The sequence below is a fragment of the Sphingobacterium tabacisoli genome, from assembly GCF_017908035.1.
GTDB classification, from domain to species: Bacteria; Bacteroidota; Bacteroidia; order Sphingobacteriales; family Sphingobacteriaceae; genus Sphingobacterium; species Sphingobacterium tabacisoli.
Genome location: NZ_JAEQMU010000009.1, coordinates 74,624 through 91,322, shown reverse-complemented (window position 1 = coordinate 91,322; position 16,699 = coordinate 74,624). Strand labels below are relative to the sequence as shown.

14 protein-coding genes are annotated in these 16,699 nt (G+C 39.8%); 13 read left to right on the top strand and 1 reads right to left on the bottom strand.

Annotated features, from left to right (window positions below; all coding sequences use genetic code 11):
• Positions 1 to 5 precede the first annotated feature (5 nt).
• The 5 genes from JKG64_RS21955 (at position 6) to JKG64_RS21935 (ending at position 6,495) form a co-directional block, all read left to right on the top strand.
• Positions 6 to 1,454, top strand: coding sequence for a RagB/SusD family nutrient uptake outer membrane protein (locus tag JKG64_RS21955; RefSeq protein WP_210356414.1), 1,449 nt, complete (start codon positions 6 to 8; stop codon positions 1,452 to 1,454).
• A gap of 8 nt (positions 1,455 to 1,462) precedes the next feature.
• Positions 1,463 to 2,275 (top strand): DUF4843 domain-containing protein, encoded by an 813-nt coding sequence (locus JKG64_RS21950; RefSeq protein WP_210356413.1) that lies wholly within the window; start codon positions 1,463 to 1,465, stop codon positions 2,273 to 2,275.
• A gap of 10 nt (positions 2,276 to 2,285) precedes the next feature.
• Positions 2,286 to 3,797 carry a PKD-like family lipoprotein gene (locus tag JKG64_RS21945; RefSeq protein ID WP_210356412.1) on the top strand — a complete coding sequence of 504 codons (1,512 nt, stop codon included), beginning with the start codon at positions 2,286 to 2,288 and terminating at the stop codon, positions 3,795 to 3,797.
• A gap of 87 nt (positions 3,798 to 3,884) precedes the next feature.
• Entirely contained in the window at positions 3,885 to 5,102 is a 1,218-nt protein-coding gene (locus JKG64_RS21940; protein WP_210356411.1) for a thioredoxin family protein, read from the top strand.
• Positions 5,103 to 5,151: 49 nt separating this feature from the next.
• Positions 5,152 to 6,495, top strand: a complete 1,344-nt coding sequence (locus JKG64_RS21935; protein ID WP_246512761.1) for a TlpA family protein disulfide reductase — start codon at positions 5,152 to 5,154, stop codon at positions 6,493 to 6,495.
• A gap of 54 nt (positions 6,496 to 6,549) precedes the next feature.
• Here JKG64_RS21935 and JKG64_RS21930 read toward each other — a convergent pair whose 3' ends face one another.
• A complete protein-coding gene (locus JKG64_RS21930) occupies positions 6,550 to 7,146 on the bottom strand; it encodes a methyltransferase domain-containing protein (protein WP_210356410.1) in 597 nt (198 codons plus the stop codon).
• Between the two features lie 149 nt (positions 7,147 to 7,295).
• On the opposite strand from JKG64_RS21930, the gene JKG64_RS21925 reads away from it, so the two are divergent.
• From JKG64_RS21925 to JKG64_RS21890, 8 genes are all read left to right on the top strand, one after another.
• Positions 7,296 to 7,646 (top strand): hypothetical protein, encoded by a 351-nt coding sequence (locus JKG64_RS21925; protein WP_210356409.1) that lies wholly within the window; start codon positions 7,296 to 7,298, stop codon positions 7,644 to 7,646.
• Between the two features lie 230 nt (positions 7,647 to 7,876).
• Positions 7,877 to 8,356, top strand: a complete 480-nt coding sequence (locus JKG64_RS21920) for a TlpA family protein disulfide reductase (protein WP_210356408.1) — start codon at positions 7,877 to 7,879, stop codon at positions 8,354 to 8,356.
• A gap of 7 nt (positions 8,357 to 8,363) precedes the next feature.
• Positions 8,364 to 8,873: a heavy-metal-associated domain-containing protein gene (locus JKG64_RS21915; RefSeq protein ID WP_210356407.1), complete on the top strand. Its 510-nt coding sequence runs from the start codon at positions 8,364 to 8,366 to the stop codon at positions 8,871 to 8,873.
• A 1-nt stretch (position 8,874) separates the two neighbouring features.
• Complete coding sequence (locus JKG64_RS21910) at positions 8,875 to 9,681, top strand: hypothetical protein (RefSeq protein ID WP_210356406.1); 807 nt, start codon at positions 8,875 to 8,877, stop codon at positions 9,679 to 9,681.
• Between the two features lie 229 nt (positions 9,682 to 9,910).
• Positions 9,911 to 10,492 carry an RNA polymerase sigma factor gene (locus JKG64_RS21905; protein ID WP_210356405.1) on the top strand — a complete coding sequence of 194 codons (582 nt, stop codon included), beginning with the start codon at positions 9,911 to 9,913 and terminating at the stop codon, positions 10,490 to 10,492.
• An 89-nt stretch (positions 10,493 to 10,581) separates the two neighbouring features.
• Positions 10,582 to 11,721 (top strand): FecR family protein, encoded by a 1,140-nt coding sequence (locus JKG64_RS21900; protein ID WP_210356404.1) that lies wholly within the window; start codon positions 10,582 to 10,584, stop codon positions 11,719 to 11,721.
• Between the two features lie 214 nt (positions 11,722 to 11,935).
• Positions 11,936 to 15,229: a SusC/RagA family TonB-linked outer membrane protein gene (locus JKG64_RS21895; RefSeq protein ID WP_210356403.1), complete on the top strand. Its 3,294-nt coding sequence runs from the start codon at positions 11,936 to 11,938 to the stop codon at positions 15,227 to 15,229.
• Between the two features lie 12 nt (positions 15,230 to 15,241).
• Positions 15,242 to 16,684, top strand: a complete 1,443-nt coding sequence (locus tag JKG64_RS21890) for a RagB/SusD family nutrient uptake outer membrane protein (RefSeq protein WP_210356402.1) — start codon at positions 15,242 to 15,244, stop codon at positions 16,682 to 16,684.
• Positions 16,685 to 16,699 lie beyond the last annotated feature (15 nt).

The following is a 16,699-nucleotide window of genomic DNA, read 5'->3' as shown; positions in this document are numbered from 1 at the left end:
CAAAAATGAAAAAAATAATAATTCCACTATATATCCTTTCTGTCTTGTTGTCTGGTTGTACAAAATGGTTGAATGTAAAGCCTGAAGATAAGTTTATTGAAGAAGAAGTTTTAGAAACATCTCAAGGGTTTAAAGACGCTTTGAATGGGATATATTTAAAATTGGGTAGTAGTAGTATGTATGGTAATGAAATCAATGTCAAAACATTGGACCTGTTGGCACAGCTTTATTATACAACTCCTTCACATGACAAAAAAATTCAGCAACTAGTTGCTTATGATTATGGAGAAGATGAGGTTAAAAAAGCAATTGATAATATCTGGACAGATATGTATGTCAATATTGCAAATGTTAACCGTTTTCTTGAAAATCTAGAAACATATGGAACTGTTTTAGATGATGTCTCTAAAAATATAATGAAAGGCGAAGCACATGGTATCCGAGCATTTCTATATTTTGATCTGCTTCGCATGTTTGCCCCGAATTATGAAAATAACCCAGGGGCGAGATCTATTCCATATTATGATAAAACTGGTTATGACGCAGCTCCATTTTCAACGAGCTCTTTTGTAGTAGAGAAAATTCTATCGGATTTAAAAGTTGCGGAAGACCTATTAAAAGTTTATGATCCGGTTATGTTTATGGAGGTCGTTGATATGACGAGAGGTACATATGAATTGGGTAGTATGCCGTATTTACTATTCCGTAACTATCACATGAATTATTTTGCAGTCAAGGGACTTCAGGCTAGAGTTCTTTTGTATCAAGGCGATAAGCCAGCGGCTTTAAGTGCGGCGAAAGAGATCATGGCGAATCAGACAAAATTTCCCTGGATTAAGCCTACTAATATAGGGGATAAAAGTACAGCCAATCGAGTCTTTTCCACAGAGCTTCTTTTCGCTTTTGAAAATCCAAAGTTATATCAAGTTTACGAAAATCAGTTTAGCGGGGCTTTGGAGGATAAGGTTATTTTAGGTGCAGGGACGACTCCAAAGTTTTTGAATACCATATTTGACAATTGGCCCAATGATTATCGCTATGGTAATATGTGGGATCAGACAGGAGGTAAATCCTATCATATCTTTACCAAATACAAGGATATTACAGCGTCTAATAAATCAGAATATAAGTTTAGGTATACCGTGCCGGGTATGCGTATTAGTGAGGTGTTTTTAATTGCTGCCGAGTGTGAGACAGATCCAAATAAAGGATTAGAATATCTGAATGAAGTTCGGAAAAATAGAAACTGTGATGTTTTAGGCAATGCTAGTAACCTTGCTACAGATATCATGAAAGAATACAGAAAGGAATTTTATGGGGAGGGGCAGTTGTGGTATTATTACAAGCGTACAAATACGAAATCTATTATTTCTGCAGCTTCAAATGCTCAAAAAGCAATCAATTTGGATCAGTATACTTTCCCTATTCCATTGTCTGAAACTCAACCAAGATAAGTTTGAATATGAATAATCTAAAAAAAATATTAGTCGCAGTGACATTATTAATCTGTATAGCTTCTTGTAAACAAGCAGAATTAGAATACTACACGGCAAATAATACCATTCTATTTGAAGGAATGGATCAAACTGGCAACAAAGGGTATGTGCCTCAAGATACCAACAGTTTTTCCTTTGGTTATGTACCTGACAATATTAAAGATAGCCTATATTTTCTTTCCGTGCTTACAACAGGTGGGCCGCAGAGTATTGACAGACCCTATAAAATCGAATTTTCAAAGAACAGTACACTGAAAGAAGGTATTGATTATGAGTTATTGACACCCAAATTTGTGATAAGATCTGGTGAGGTGAGAGATGTTCTCATTTTTAAGCTATTGCGCACTCCGGAAATGAGAATAGCACCTCTATTTCTAGAGATGAAACTTCTTTCCAATGAAAACTTTGAAACAGAAATGGTTAATCAGATTGTTGGTACAGGTGTAAACAAGAAAAAGAAGAATTTTACAATACATCATTTTACGGTAGATGATATTGCTGGAGCTCCTTGGTTTTGGGATCCAAAGAAGAATCCGAGTGCGACATCTTTGATGGGATATCTAGGCGATTTCAGTGCAAAGAAATTCCAAATTATGGCGAGTAGATTTGATTGGGACATTGATGTCGTAACGGCAGAGAAATATATGCCTGCCGCAAACCTTTTGGTTGCCTGGTCTAAAAGTATGCAGGTTTATTTGAATGAAATGGAGGCCATGGGGACTCCTGTTTATGAGGTCGATGGTATCACTCTTATGAAAATGGGTAAGTATGCACAATAAATTAAAAATTATGAAAAGTACTATTATAGGTTTCAGTCTTTTAATTTTTACCATTTGTATTTTGAATTCCTGTAGAAAGGATTTGGGGAATTACGATTATTCGGAACAAAATCATGTGCTTATTGAAAACATGGAAGATAATTATCTTGGGTTTTCTGGGGTAGAATTAAAAATAAAACCCGTGTTGAAACTACGGGATGGCAGCTCTTTTGATGCCGATAAATATTCTTATGAATGGTTTAGCTATGATTCTTTAGCTTCTAATGCTGACATTAAAAAAGTGCTCAGCACAGACAAAGATTTAGATGTTATGTTATCATTGGTACCATCTAAATATGCCTTGTTTTATCAGATAACAGATAAGGAAACAGGGTATCACTGGCAAAAAAAGGTTGGGTTAAGGGTCACAACAGAGATAGCAGATGGCTGGTTAATTTTAAATGATATCAATAATGAAGCGCGTTTGGATATGCTGGCATTCAATGCGAAAACCACGGTATACGACCCCTATTTTGATATTACAAAAGCAAGTGGTGGTTGGAAAATAGAGGGGAAACCCTTGATGGTTCATTACGTTAGAAATTCAGAGTTTTTAACAGCCAAGCCCAGTGCAAGAGTGTATGTTTCTACGGATAAATTAACATACAGTATCAATAATCAAATATATACCTGGAATAAATATAGTAATTTCAAGGAAGAGGTGATGCGACCAACACCAACAAATTATCACGCAGTCAAATTTAGTTCGACGGGTTCAGAATCTTATGTCCTCGATAGTGAAGGGATATTAAGCCGGGAAAATATTCCTCAAGCAACTTTATATGGACCTTCTTTAAACAGATTGAATACGGGAGGCATGATTGATATATCCCCTTTTTTAGGAGATAAGAGAGAGTCGCAGAATTATCTTGTTGTTTTTGACATAAAGGCTAAACGGTTTTTAATTCATAAAGGATTAAATCAGGCATTGATTATACCTTCGTCATCCACTCCGGATACATTTAAACCGGATAACTTGCAGAAAGATTTGGTATATATGGCCTATGTTCCAATTACAAATAAGCAATTCTATGCATTACTGAGAGATCCCGTTACCAAAAAACTGAATCTTATCCGATTTATCGATAATGATACTGAATTGGTGCTTCAAGGCGATGATGTCTTAGATTCAAGCATACCTATTGATAATGCTGATTTTTATGATGTAGACCCTACTTATGGTTATATTATGTATTCTGTTGGCAGTAAAATATATCAATATGATCCCTTTAATAAAGTTAATAAGTTATTGATTGATAAGGGCAATAAGATCATCTCCTTGATTAAGTATCCTAATATATTTAATCGTAGTAATCGTTACCTTGAACTCCAGAAGAAACTAGTCGTTTGTACCTATGACGCAGGACAGCCAACTACTTCGGGTAAGATGGAGCTTTATGAGATCAGTTTGTCTGGCGTGCCCCAATTAGAAAAGTCTTATGAAGGATTTGGTAAAATTGTGAGCATTTCCTACCGTGAATAATAATTCACTTATAAAGCCCAGCTTACACATAGTTGGGTTTTATGTAATGAATAGAGTTAAATGTTCATGTATCCTAAAACATTAATAATGAAAAAAATAATATACCTATTACTTGCATTCTGCTTTATTATTGTGGTTGTGAAAGCACAGGACCAGGCGTTTAAAGGCTCTTTTGAAGCATGCAGAGCGCAGGCGCTGAAAGAAAACAAACTGATCCTTATTGATATGTACTTTGTCGGCTGTATGCCCTGTGCCGAGATGGACAAAAAAGTGTTTCCTGATCCGCAGGTACAGGCCGAGGTTCAGAAGAATTTTATTCTCTACAAGACTGACGTGATGAAAGAAACGGATGGCAAGAGATTAGCACGTAAATACGGAGCAAAGGGGTTTCCTACCTATGTTATTCTAAATGCTGAGGGTAAAGCTATTTTGACGGAGTCCGGGTTCTTTGGTGTGCCGCGCTTCGTTCCCTTGCTACAGAAGGCTGTTCAGCTAAATGATCAAAACCGTTATTTGGCATTTGATACAGACCTGGACAGAGAATATCCTGCGGCTTATAGTGAGCGGTTTATCAAAACAGGAGTCAATCACCCTTTTTCAGAGTTAGAGCCTTATTTAGCTCAGCAAAAGGATTTGTTTAGCGAAGTAGCATTTTTAGCTAATTCGGTGACCCAGTTTCCGCAATACAATGATTGGACATACGATAATCTTCCTAAATTGATCGAAATGTACGGGGGCAATCTATTAATGAACAAGATTAATGGGCTTGCAAAAATAAAAAGCGAACAATTTGGTAGAAAGCAAGATGTTGATGCACTTCGCAAAATGTTTACCCATATAAAACCTGTATTTAACGATCATCTTTGGGAGGTTTTCTTGCCTAGTTTTGCTACAGAATTTTATAATACATCAAAAGATGCTGAAATCTATTTTACATTGATGGATGAATTTAATCTTTATCCCAAATGGGAAGAGCGAAGCAATGCGCTTGGGCAAGTAATTATTGACCAGAAGGAAAACACTTCGGTACTTAAAAAAATCCTTTCCGAATACGAGGAACAGGCCAAAAAGGATAAGCTTGAGTTTTCCGACCAGTACAAGATCACGTTGTTGTACACCTACCTTGGCGATTTCAAAAATGCTGACCGAGGAATAGAGCAATTGCTGACGGATGATTTCAAAAATCCATATTATAAAATTAAAAAGGAAGACGCATTAGCGATACAGGCGGCTATTAAACGTAAAGATATTAATGGTTTCGTCGCTATGGATTTAAAACGTCCTTTAGGGTTTTCCATGAATTGAATCAACTAAAACCCTGAATTAAACCCAAGAAAATAAATACAGATTATATATGATCAAGAAAATAGTTTTAATGTTTGTTGCAGCAATCACGACTGTGATGGCTATAGCACAGACAGCAAGTAATATCAATGGTACGTTAGATTCCGCTCCCTATCGGAAGGTCAGTCTATTTAGAATTTACAATGGTCGTTTGGTTGAGATAGCGACGTCTACTCCTGATCAAGAAGGTCGTTTCGGTTTTCGTTTTACGCCGACTTACGAGGGATTGTATATGGTCGGCACAGGTACTTCTCAAAACCAACAGGGGCTTCACCGTTTCTATTTTAAAGGAGGAGAAGATCTTAACGTTAAGATATCAAAAGAAGGATATGAGCTAGTCGGTAAGAACAGTAAAGAGAATCAAGCTCTTTATGGATGGGATAAGCAGTCTGCAAATTTCAAAGACAAAGGAACAAACTTGGCCGGTATGAGTACCTATGTAGATTTTTTTCCGGAGGTAGAGGCTTTTAAAGGTAATGTAGCAAAGATTGCGAAATCTGTTAAAACAGGCAATGCGAAGTTTGATGCACTATTTCCAACGGTGGTAGATTTTGATTTTGCGTATTACACGATTTCTTATCTCTATATGCCCCGTTCGGCCCATCCCAAAAAAGAGGACATGAGCGCGTATTATACTTCATTTAATGCTGACCAATATTTAAAAGATGAGTTGCTTCAATTACCCTATGGGGATCGTTTTCTAAGCATATTGGTGTTTAAAAAGATAGACTTGGCAACAAAGCCAGACTTTGACCAACAGGTGGCGGCCATTCCTTCCAAGACTCTGAAAGGACAGTTTATAGTCAATCGTTTGGAGGGATCCCGTTCGTACAATGATTTCTTAGAGATGAGCGAGCAGTACAAGGATTACTTTACTCTAGAAGAACAGCAGCAGCGTGTAGTAGCTGTAGGAGCTAAACTTGTAGAGACCAAAACAGGAGTTCCAGCCTTTAAATTTGCCTATCCAGACATCGATGGTAAGAAAATAGCTTTGGATGATTTGAAAGGTAAAGTCGTATTAGTAGATCTTTGGGCGACTTGGTGTGGACCATGCCGAGCCGAAGAGCCGCACTGGGAGAAGCTGAATGAAGAATACAAAGACAAGGAAGTCGTATTTGTCGGTGTATCTGTAGATCAGGATAAGCCAAAGTGGGAAGAATATGTGAAAACAAAAAGTATGAAGGGAATCCAGATCCATGCAGGATCAGGTAATGACCTGTCAAATGCCTATAAAGTAACCGGTATTCCGCGTTACATCTTAATTGATAAAGCAGGAAATCTAATTACAGCGGATAGTCCACGTCCATCTGACCCTAAACTAAAAGCACTTTTGGACGAGTGGTTAAAGAAATAAAAGTTTCATAATATTATTTGTGTTGGAGAGGTTATCGAAAGATAGCCTCTTTTATTACACCGTTTTTTTCCAGAAGTTCAACATACCATTGCAGGCTGAACCATCCAGTTCAAAGCTTCGGGGCACCTCGTCCCAGGTACCCCAGTATGTTGCCAGGCGGGTACCTATAGGTAGTTGATCCAGCTCATTTTTTAGATACCTTGTATAGACCTTAAACAGTTTTGTATCCGTCGGAATTAGATCATCAATCGGACAGGAAGTGTCTATATTTTCGTAGAAAGAATTGTAGAAATAAAACGCATTATAGTCCGCAAAGGAAACCTGATTGATGTTGCCATGTATAAATTCCACATTTTTAACATCATACTTTTCGGCGATATCGGTAGATAATTTTATCAGCGATTCACGCTGTTCGATACCATAGAACATGCCATCAGTACAGGAAGCTCCTACCAAACAGAATTTGCCTACACCAGCACCGATATCGAGCACCTTGCTGTTGGGTCCCTGCACCAAATACTCTGCGGCTAGTTTTGCTACTGCAACTGGTGTCCAGTGACGATCTGCCAGTTCTCTTATATGTAAAGGGTACAGTTCATCAAATGTACTGTCTTCTACAGCGATATTTGCTCGTAGTGTTTTAAAAATCATGTGTCGGCTCTGCACTTTTTTAGGTCAGCAACTAAAATAACCTCTAAGATAGCTAGTTTTTTTCGATTTGATGACATATAATGTATCACATAGATTACAGTCTTTTTGGTAGAAACGAGTTTTAAAAATATTACCTTTATCTTTTAGATATGATGATAAAGAAGATTTTCATACTGTTCCTTGCTGTGATTGCCCTGTTTATGGGGCCGCAGTACGCGATGGCGCGAGCTGTCGGAGGTGTCAAGGTATGCTGTCAAAAGATGTCATCTCAAAAATCTTGCTGCAAAGAAAAAGAAGCTACTCCTAAAAAACACTGCAAGGGCGATGGCAAAAGCTGTTCCTGCGGCTATTCTATAGATGGCAAGACTTCTTTATTTTTTCATATAGCCGAGAGTGATCTTTTTTTCGAATTTTCCGAAAAAGAGCAAAACTATTTCTACCTCGAGTTCTTTCACAGCAATGATGCCCGCGCTATCTGGCTTCCTCCCAAAATAAGCTAATATTTCAGCATGGACAGCCCATGGTCTGTCCTGTCCACACCTTTTTCAGGTAAACATTCATTTTATTAATGATCCTTGCTGTAACGAATCCGGGCAATCAATGACTGTATTCTTATACCTGTGGTCTATAATAGCTCAAGCACGAGAAGACCAAGCTATAGATTGCTTCGACATACGGTGTCAATAGCAATTTGTCCGGGCTCACGAGTGGTTGTGCATAAAACAAATAGATGAAATCAATACATACAGTATGGGCAGTAATGCTCCTGTTGCTAGTTGCTAATAACTCCTATGCACAGGTGAAAATTGGGGATATACTTCCTGATATTACATTACAGAATGATAAAAATGTCGATATCGCACTTCGTTCCTTTGAGGGAAAGACGGTTTTGGTCGATTTTTGGGCTTCTTGGTGCCTGCCCTGCAGAAAAGCCAACAAGCACCTTGTAAAGATGTATGATAAGTACAAAAAACAGAACTTCGAAATTGTAGGGATTTCTATAGACAAGGACAATGAAAAATGGCTTCAGGCTATTCAGAAAGACGGGATGAAGCATACACAATTGATCGATCCCAAAGGATTTGATGCGTCCTCTGCCGTCGTATTTGGCGTTGAAGCCCTCCCGGCGACTTATTTATTTGACCAGTCGGGCAAACTTGTCGCAATCAACCCTACAGAATCACAGATTATTTCACAAATTAAAAAATAAGATAACGATGAAAACTTTCACAATAAAATCATTTATAGCAGTTTTAGGTTTATTAGTTGCCAGTTTTTCTGGTCATGCACAGATTTCAAAAGTAGATATCATGGCTACAGGGCTTACCTGCTCGATGTGTTCCAATGCCATCAACAAGCAGTTAAAATCCCTGTCGCAGATAGCTGATGTTGCTACAGACCTTAACACAAACACGTTTACGATTTCTTTCAATGACAACCAAACGGTAAGCCCCAAAGTGCTAAAGGATGCCGTTGAAAAAGCAGGCTTCTTCGTTGGATCTATGGTTTTGACCCTGTCACCTGAAGCCGTTGCCGCGCAACAAGTTGCTGTTGGAGACGATTCTTTAGTATTTATCGAAGACAAGAAAGCCAGCTCAAACCAGTACAGAGTCGTTGACAAAGGCTTTGTAACACAAAAAGAGTATAAGAAGCTATCAAAAACCTATGCAAAACATGGTAGCTATTCCTCAGAAAACGATAAAGTATACCATATAGTAGCATTGTAGTATGAGGTATATCGTAATGTTTTTTTTCATATGCAGCGCTATAGGTGCATATGCACAGGAATTATTTGTAGTTACAGAACCGGCCAGCAATGTGCCGGCCGGTTCACTTAGTGTACGCGTAGGTCAATCATTAATCAAGAATGACATAAAAGATAATTATATCTACGGGCTATCTCCCGAAGTAACATGGGGAATCAATAAGAGCCTTATGGTCCGTGCTTCCAGCTATTTTGACAATGCCGCAAATGGCATGAACCTAGCCGGTGCCAGCGCTTATGCCAAGTATCGTTTCTATTCTGTAGATGATTTGCAGAGCCATTTCCGGATGGCGGCCTTCGGAAGATACAGCTGGAACAAGAGCGCTATCCACCAGGAGTCAATAGATCTCATGGGCAAAAACTCCGGTTTTGAAGTCGGTCTTGTTGCAACACAACTTATTAAGAAGCTGGCACTCAGCTCTAATGTCAGTTATGGGCGCGCCTTGGACAATGACGGCAACGACTTTCCCGAGTTATATGGAAAAGACGCCATCAATTATACTTTTTCGGCTGGAAGGTTAATGTACCCTAACCGTTATAAAAGCTATAAGCAGACCAATATCAATGCCATGATAGAACTAGTAGGGCAGACCATAACGAAGAATGGCCGTTCCTATATGGACATTGTACCGGCTGTACAATTTATTATCAATAGTCAGGCCCGTATAGATGTAGCCTACCAGAAGGAGCTATATGGCTCCGTACATCGCCCGATAAAAGACGGGGTGTTTCTAAAATTGGAGTATACGTTTTTTAACGTGACCAAATAGTTTTTTTAGTTCTTACTTAGGGCGGTTTGATCAAACCGCCCTAAGTGTTTTTGGGGTATATGTATTGTACTCCGAAATAGTTTGATAATCGGTGTGACAACCAACCGGACCTCCGTCACAAAACGTTTCTGCTTATATGATGGAGGCTTCTGTTCAGTTTTTTGATTAGAAATCTTAACCATTTGTAAAATATTTGTTAAGTTTAGCCCGATTAACTGACCGAGATCTAATGACTGCTGCATGTCCATACGATGAAAAAGAACTACTGCTCCAACTGCAACACGGAGACGAAGTCGCTTTTGGGCATCTTTATGATCAGTATTGGTCTTCCCTTTACAGCTATGCCTACAATAGGCTCCGATTCAAAGAAAGATGTCAAGATCTTGTTCAGGAGGTATTTATGGATATCTGGCGGCGACGCGAAACGTTGCAGGTAGAAAACCTCTCTGCATATTTACATAGTGCAATACGGTTTCTTACTTATAAAGAACTTAAGAAAGCACCATTAGAGCACAGTTATTATCTGGAATTTGAAGAGTATCTTGTTTCTTATTTTTATGCCGATACCAGCATAAAGGAAAAAGAATATGAGCAATTGTTGTCCTGTTGGATCGAAGTGTTACCCGAAAAAAGAAGAAAAATATTTCTGATGCATTATCTAGACGGACTGTCGACAGAAACTATTGCAAACGACTTGGGCATTTCTCGTAAAACCGTTCAGAATCAGCTGCAACGAGCCAAGACAGAACTACAGGAAAGATATGCACATTACCTCACAACGCTTCTTATTATATCCTCGCTTTTAAAATAATTTTATTTTTTTTTATTTCACTTTGGGACTTTTCGCTTTTTCAAGCACATACCTTATAGACCGATCACCATATTGGGTTGGCATAAGTTATGAAGGACCAAAAAAATAGTCAACACTTAAAGCACATTATTGCACGTTATCTTGCTGGTACAGCGACAGAAGCTGAGTTAAAATTTCTCGAACAGCGAGATAAACTTATTGAAGATTATGAAGATGATTTCTCAAAGATAACTGTCGAAGAAAAAAGCGAAATCAAAGATCAGATCAAGCAGCGTCTTGATCAGGAGATTCGTCGTCCAGTGACTAGAGTACGTTTTCTTAGATGGACACGTTACGCCGCAGCAGCCCTACTTTTCTCGACAGTAGGGGCAGGTATGTATTATTATACCCAGTCCAATGCGGTAGAGCCTGATGCCCAACCTGGTATTGTTACAAATATCACCTCATCTGCACCCATTACTCCGGGCACGAATAGGGCGACAATTGTGCTGGATGATGGTTCACAATATCAGCTCAGTGAATCGCAATCCGGAATTGTTAACGAGGCCAATGCGATCACCTATGAAGATGGAAATACTATCAGCACTAGTGCTCATACCTCGGCAACAATCGTTGTGCCTGCGGCCGGACAATATCGTATTACACTAAGCGACGGTACCAAAGTCTGGCTCAATTCCGTATCCTCACTACGTTACCCCGTTCAGTTTAGTGGGAGCGAGCGCAGAGTCGTACTCAGTGGCGAAGCCTATTTTGAGGTACAAAAGGATGCATCCCATCCTTTTATTGTCGAGAGCGAAGGACAGGAAATCAAAGTATTGGGTACCAAATTTAATATCTCAGCTTACCGATCATTTCCTCATATAACCACCCTTTTAGAAGGAGCAGTAGAGGTGTCTAATGGGACCGCGGTTCAGAAACTTGCACCTGGACAGCAGGTACAGGTATCCAATGGAAAGATGAGTCTGATAAAAGGCAACATTGATCTGGAAGAAGTAACAGCCTGGAAAAATGGGTATTTTAAATTCAACGGCAACCTAGAGAGCATCATGGATAAAGTAGCACGCTGGTATGATATTGAAGTTGTGTATAAGATCAAGCCAGACCCGAATATGACCTTTGAAGGAAAGATATCCCGAGACAAGAATATAGAGGAGATTTTTGAAATTATGGAACTAACCAAAGAAATACATTTTGAAGTACAAGGAAGGAGAGTAACTGTTATGAAATAATCATTATTGACCTTGGTTGATTCGTAACAGAAGACTAGGAGTGTTGGTAGCACCCCTAGTCACAAATGCCGGATCCACCCTTCCCATTTTGGGATAAAGAAATTATGGATATAAACACCTTTGGATAAAACCCAAGCAACTTAAATTTATGAATTATAAATCAGATTTCAGGCGTGAAAGTCAAAAACACGCCTTGATTAAATTTTTGCTGAAGATGAAATTAGTCATGTTTTTTCTGACTGCGGCGATATTACAGGTAAGTGCCAATGGCTTTGCACAGAAAATTACCCTTAATAAAACCAATGAACCCCTAGAGCGGGTTATCGATGACATTCGGGAACAGAGTGGTTATGATTTTTTCTACAATAAGAAGTTGATTAAAAATGCTAAACCGATTTCGATCCGTGTCAAAGATGAGGCCCTTACCAAGACACTCGATGCATGTTTAGATGGACAAAACCTAAGCTATCAGATCAAGAACAGAGCCATCATTATTACTGCGGGGTCTGAAAGGGAGACCCTAGACCGAGCTATTACAGGCGTTGTTTCCAACAAGAGTGATGGGAAGGCTCTTGTGGGCGTAACCGTACAGGTCAAAGGGACCAAGACGATGGCCCAGACCGATGATAAAGGACGTTTTTCTTTAGCAGTACCTGACGGAGGGACCATTTTGGTGATCCGTTATATGGGGTATAAAACACAGGAGATTGCAATTGCCGAATTTAGGCATTTCGTAATCAGTTTAGTCGCGGACGATACGGAATTAGATCAGGTTGTTGTGACAGGGATATTCAAAAGACCAGAGGGAAACTTTACTGGGGCTGCTACATCGATGAAAGGCGAGGAGTTGAAGCGTATCAATTCTCATAATCTTTTTGCCGCTGTCAGTGCTTTAGATCCTTCATTTAGGATTATGCCCAACAATATTGCCGGAGGTAATATCAATACCCTTCCTGAAGTACAGCTTCGGGGAGCTAACTCCATGCCTAATCTGAGTGGTGAATTATCTGCCAATCCCAATGCGCCTTTATTTATTCTCGATGGCTTCGAAGTAGATATACAGCGGGTTGTCGATTTGGATATGAATCTAATTGCTTCTATTACACTTTTAAAAGATGCATCCGCGACATCTATATACGGGTCGCGCGGAGCGAATGGAGTCATGGTTATATCGACTATTGCTCCGGCGGCAGGTAGAGTTCAGGTGACGGTCAATAATGACTTTAGGTTGTTAACACCAGACCTGTCGGTCTATAAGTTGTTGAACGCAGCAGAAAAATTAGATTTTGAAAAACGAGCTGGTGTTTACAATAGACCCAGTACATCGGTAGCGAATCAATACTTCTACGATAAGATGTATAATGATCGTTTAGAGGCTGTTTTATCGGGGGTTAATACCGATTGGCTCGCACAGCCTGTACAGACCGGTGCTTCCAATCGTACCTCCGTCTATCTTCAAGGAGGTGATGATTACGTGCGATATGGCGTACAGGTTGCTGGCGATTTGCAGGCGGGTGTCATGAAAGGACAGACTCGGAAGAATTATTCCGGCCAATTTGACCTAAGCTACAAGGTGAAAAATATTCGTTTTCAGAATTCACTTCGAGTTTTCCAAAATGTGGCTAATGAATCGCCCTATGGATCTTTTAAAAACTATGTTTTGATGAATCCATATTGGACACCTTTCGACGCACAGGGGAATGTAAAGCGTGAATTGGAAAAGGTAGAGACCGAACCAGGTCGTTTCGATACCTATGGTAATCCTATATACGATGCTACGCTCCATTCTATTCATAGAAATAAATACTTTGGTTTGACCAACAATTTTCAGGTGCGCTACGATGTACAGCCAGGTTTGTTTATAGAGGCCAATCTCAGCTTGAATAAGCAAAAAGGAGATAACGATGAGTTTTTACCAGCACAGCATTCTAGTTTTATTAAACAGGAAGATATAACCCGTCGGGGTAGTTATAAGGTGCGTAACGACGATGATTTTGGTTATGAGAGTCGGCTAACGGCCAATTATAACAAATCATTTGGTAAACATTTGGTGTTTTCTACTTTAGGTTTTGACATCGCAAGTTCCAGACAGAGCTTTTATGCTATAGCAACAGAAGGCTTTGCCTTCGATAAATTAGACAATCTTTTGTTTGCGACACAGTACGAACAAAATGGTCGTCCTACGGGCGATGAGGGCAAAGTCAACCGGATCGGAGCCTTGGTTAACGGTAGTTATAGCTATGATAATCGTTATTTGGCTGATGTATCTATTCGTCGGGATGGTTCGTCCCAGTTTGGCTCAGACAAGCGCTTTGGTACCTTCTGGTCTACTGGAGCGGGCTGGAACATTCATAATGAATCGTTCTTCACCACGAGTGAAATAGTTAATAGACTTAAGTTACGCGCGAGCTACGGATCTTCAGGAAGTATTAACGTCCCTGCTTACCAGGCGCAGACACGCTATGACTATACCACTGGTAATATTTATAATGGACAAGTAGGTGCTTCGATCAAAGGCTTAGGTAATCCTAATCTATCATGGCAAGATGTACGTACGGCCAACTTTGGAGCCGATATCGTCTTGTTCAATGAGTCTTTAGACCTTCGTTTGGATCATTATCGTGCGTTGACGAAGAATAGTATTACGCAGATTACCCTAGCCTCATCAACAGGATTTTCGAGTTATGCGGAGAATCTAGGAGAGATTGAAAATAATGGATACGAGATCAATGCGCGCTACAAAGTTATCAACCGCCTTGCCGAAGGTTTTGTTTGGTCTGTCAATGGTAGTGCCGCTCGTAATAAAAATGTGTTGAAAAAGCTGTCTAACCAATTGAAATCCTTAAATGATAAGCTTAATAAAGAAGCACTAAAAGATAGTCCGAACGTTCCTAATATTTTGTTGACAGAAGGAGCAGCGATCAATACCATCTATGTGGTTCCTTCGCTCGGGGTAGACCCCACCACCGGAAACGAGGTTTTTTTAACACGTAATGGCGAGAGATCATTCTCTTGGAATGCGGCCGATAAGGTGGCGTATGGTGTCACAGATCCAAAATGGAACGGTGTTTTTGGAACACAGGTCGATTATAAAGGATTTAATGTGTCACTACAGTTTGACTATCGTTTTGGCGGTCAGTACTACAACCAGACTTTGGTAGATCGAGTAGAAAGTGTAGATCCAAAATACAATGTAGACCGCAGAGCGTACGATCTAGGCTGGTCAGGACCAGGAAGCCATAGTCCGTATACCCGCATTGAAATTAATAAAGCGAAGACAAGAGCGACCTCCCGTTTTGTACAGGATGAGAATACATTAAACTTTAATTCGGCATCATTCTCCTACAATTTTTATAGACATGCCTTTGTAAAGCGTTGGGGATTGAATAGTTTACAGCTGACTGCAATTACCAATGATTTGTTCCGCGCTAGTAGTATTCAGGCAGAGCGAGGTATCGACAATCCTTTTGCACGTACATATTCATTATCATTAAGAGTAGGGTTATAAAATAGGATTATTATGAAAGAAAAGATATTACTATACATATTTAGCGTATTGCTTTTGGTCAATACGGGATGTGACAGCTTCCTCGATGTGAAGCCCAAGTCTTCGATAGCAGAGGACGATATTTTCAGTTCTGAGATTGGCTTTCAGCAGGCGATCACGGGTATTTATGCATCTATGGCGGATCGTCCGTTATATGGGGATCAGCTCAGTATGGGCTTTGTCTCTGCAATGGCGCAGAATTATGCAACTACGGCCAATGGCTTCATATTTATAGAGAGTGCAGGATTGAATTTTGATAAAGACGAAGTCAAAAAAATCAGTGAAGGAATCTGGCAAGGAAGTTATAATGCCATAGCTGGCCTGAATAATATATTGGCCCATATCGATGATTCGGGAGCTACATTCACAGGCGATAATCACGCTTTGATAAAAGGAGAAGCCTTGGCTTTGCGGGCTTACCTACATTTTGAATTATTAAGACTCTACGCGGTTTCTTTCGGACAAGGGGCAGATGCATTAGCTATTTCTTACCGTACCGTGATGAATGCCAATCCGGAAAAGCCGGAGACGGTCACAGGGTTTCTTGCTTTAGCATTAAAGGATTTAGAGAAGGCCGAAAAGTTGTTGGCTAATGTTGACCCTATACTCAAAGGGAATCGGGACCGTCGCTTTTCAATGAATTTCTTAGCGGTCAAAGGGCTACAAGCTCGAGTCAATCTATATGCTGGCAATAAAGAGCAGGCCGCTAAGGATGCGCAGTATGTCATTAACTCCGGTCTGCTGAAGTTCGTTACGAATGCACAGATATCGACCACAGCTGCCGGCAAGGATCGCTTGTTTTCCAATGAACAGATTTTCTCCCTTCGAGTATTAAAGATGAAAGATTGGACCGAGACTGGGAGCGCAGCTTACTTTAGATATACAACGTCTTTGTCAAACAATAGTTTGAAGCGGACTGCCGCCAATTATCAAACCCTATATGAGACAGCAACAGGAGGATCTACAGATTATAGATATGTATACCTAATAGAGAATGATGGAGGGACAGTATATCCGTCCAAATTTTGGCAGACTTGGAATGGAGGAACAACTGCTATCTATACAGCTAGACTGGATCAGACTGTGCCTTTGATGCGTTTGTCCGAGATGTACTATATTGCTGCAGAAACAGCTTCGTCGCCAGAAGCCGGCATTACTACTTTGAATACTGTACGCGCCAATAGAGGTCTTGGCACTTTGAAAGTGGAAGGTGCTACGGATGTATTTCTGACCAATGAGATTACTAAAGAATACCAGAAAGAGTTTTATGCGGAAGGGCAATTGTTCTTTTATTACAAGCGTTTAAATTTTGGAAGGATGCAGTTTGGTAGCAAGAATTTAACCAAGGATTCTTATATCCTACCTATTCCAGATAGCGAGACTGAGTTTAACCCCGTATACGATACATCGAAATAATGAATAAAAGAATTA

Bases quoted from the DNA above. Each gene is read 5' to 3' on its own strand.
- JKG64_RS21910 (WP_210356406.1), top strand. From the start codon at position 8,875: ATGAGGTATATCGTAATGTTTTTTTTCATATGCAGCGCTATAGGTGCA.
- JKG64_RS21955 (WP_210356414.1), top strand. From the start codon at position 6: ATGAAAAAAATAATAATTCCACTATATATCCTTTCTGTCTTGTTGTCT.
- JKG64_RS21890 (WP_210356402.1), top strand. From the start codon at position 15,242: ATGAAAGAAAAGATATTACTATACATATTTAGCGTATTGCTTTTGGTC.
- JKG64_RS21940 (WP_210356411.1), top strand. From the start codon at position 3,885: ATGAAAAAAATAATATACCTATTACTTGCATTCTGCTTTATTATTGTG.
- JKG64_RS21915 (WP_210356407.1), top strand. From the start codon at position 8,364: ATGAAAACTTTCACAATAAAATCATTTATAGCAGTTTTAGGTTTATTA.
- JKG64_RS21925 (WP_210356409.1), top strand. From the start codon at position 7,296: ATGATGATAAAGAAGATTTTCATACTGTTCCTTGCTGTGATTGCCCTG.
- JKG64_RS21895 (WP_210356403.1), top strand. From the start codon at position 11,936: ATGAAATTAGTCATGTTTTTTCTGACTGCGGCGATATTACAGGTAAGT.
- JKG64_RS21905 (WP_210356405.1), top strand. From the start codon at position 9,911: ATGACTGCTGCATGTCCATACGATGAAAAAGAACTACTGCTCCAACTG.
- JKG64_RS21935 (WP_246512761.1), top strand. From the start codon at position 5,152: ATGATCAAGAAAATAGTTTTAATGTTTGTTGCAGCAATCACGACTGTG.
- JKG64_RS21920 (WP_210356408.1), top strand. From the start codon at position 7,877: ATGAAATCAATACATACAGTATGGGCAGTAATGCTCCTGTTGCTAGTT.
- JKG64_RS21950 (WP_210356413.1), top strand. From the start codon at position 1,463: ATGAATAATCTAAAAAAAATATTAGTCGCAGTGACATTATTAATCTGT.
- JKG64_RS21900 (WP_210356404.1), top strand. From the start codon at position 10,582: ATGAAGGACCAAAAAAATAGTCAACACTTAAAGCACATTATTGCACGT.
- JKG64_RS21930 (WP_210356410.1), bottom strand. From the start codon at position 7,146: ATGATTTTTAAAACACTACGAGCAAATATCGCTGTAGAAGACAGTACA.
- JKG64_RS21945 (WP_210356412.1), top strand. From the start codon at position 2,286: ATGAAAAGTACTATTATAGGTTTCAGTCTTTTAATTTTTACCATTTGT.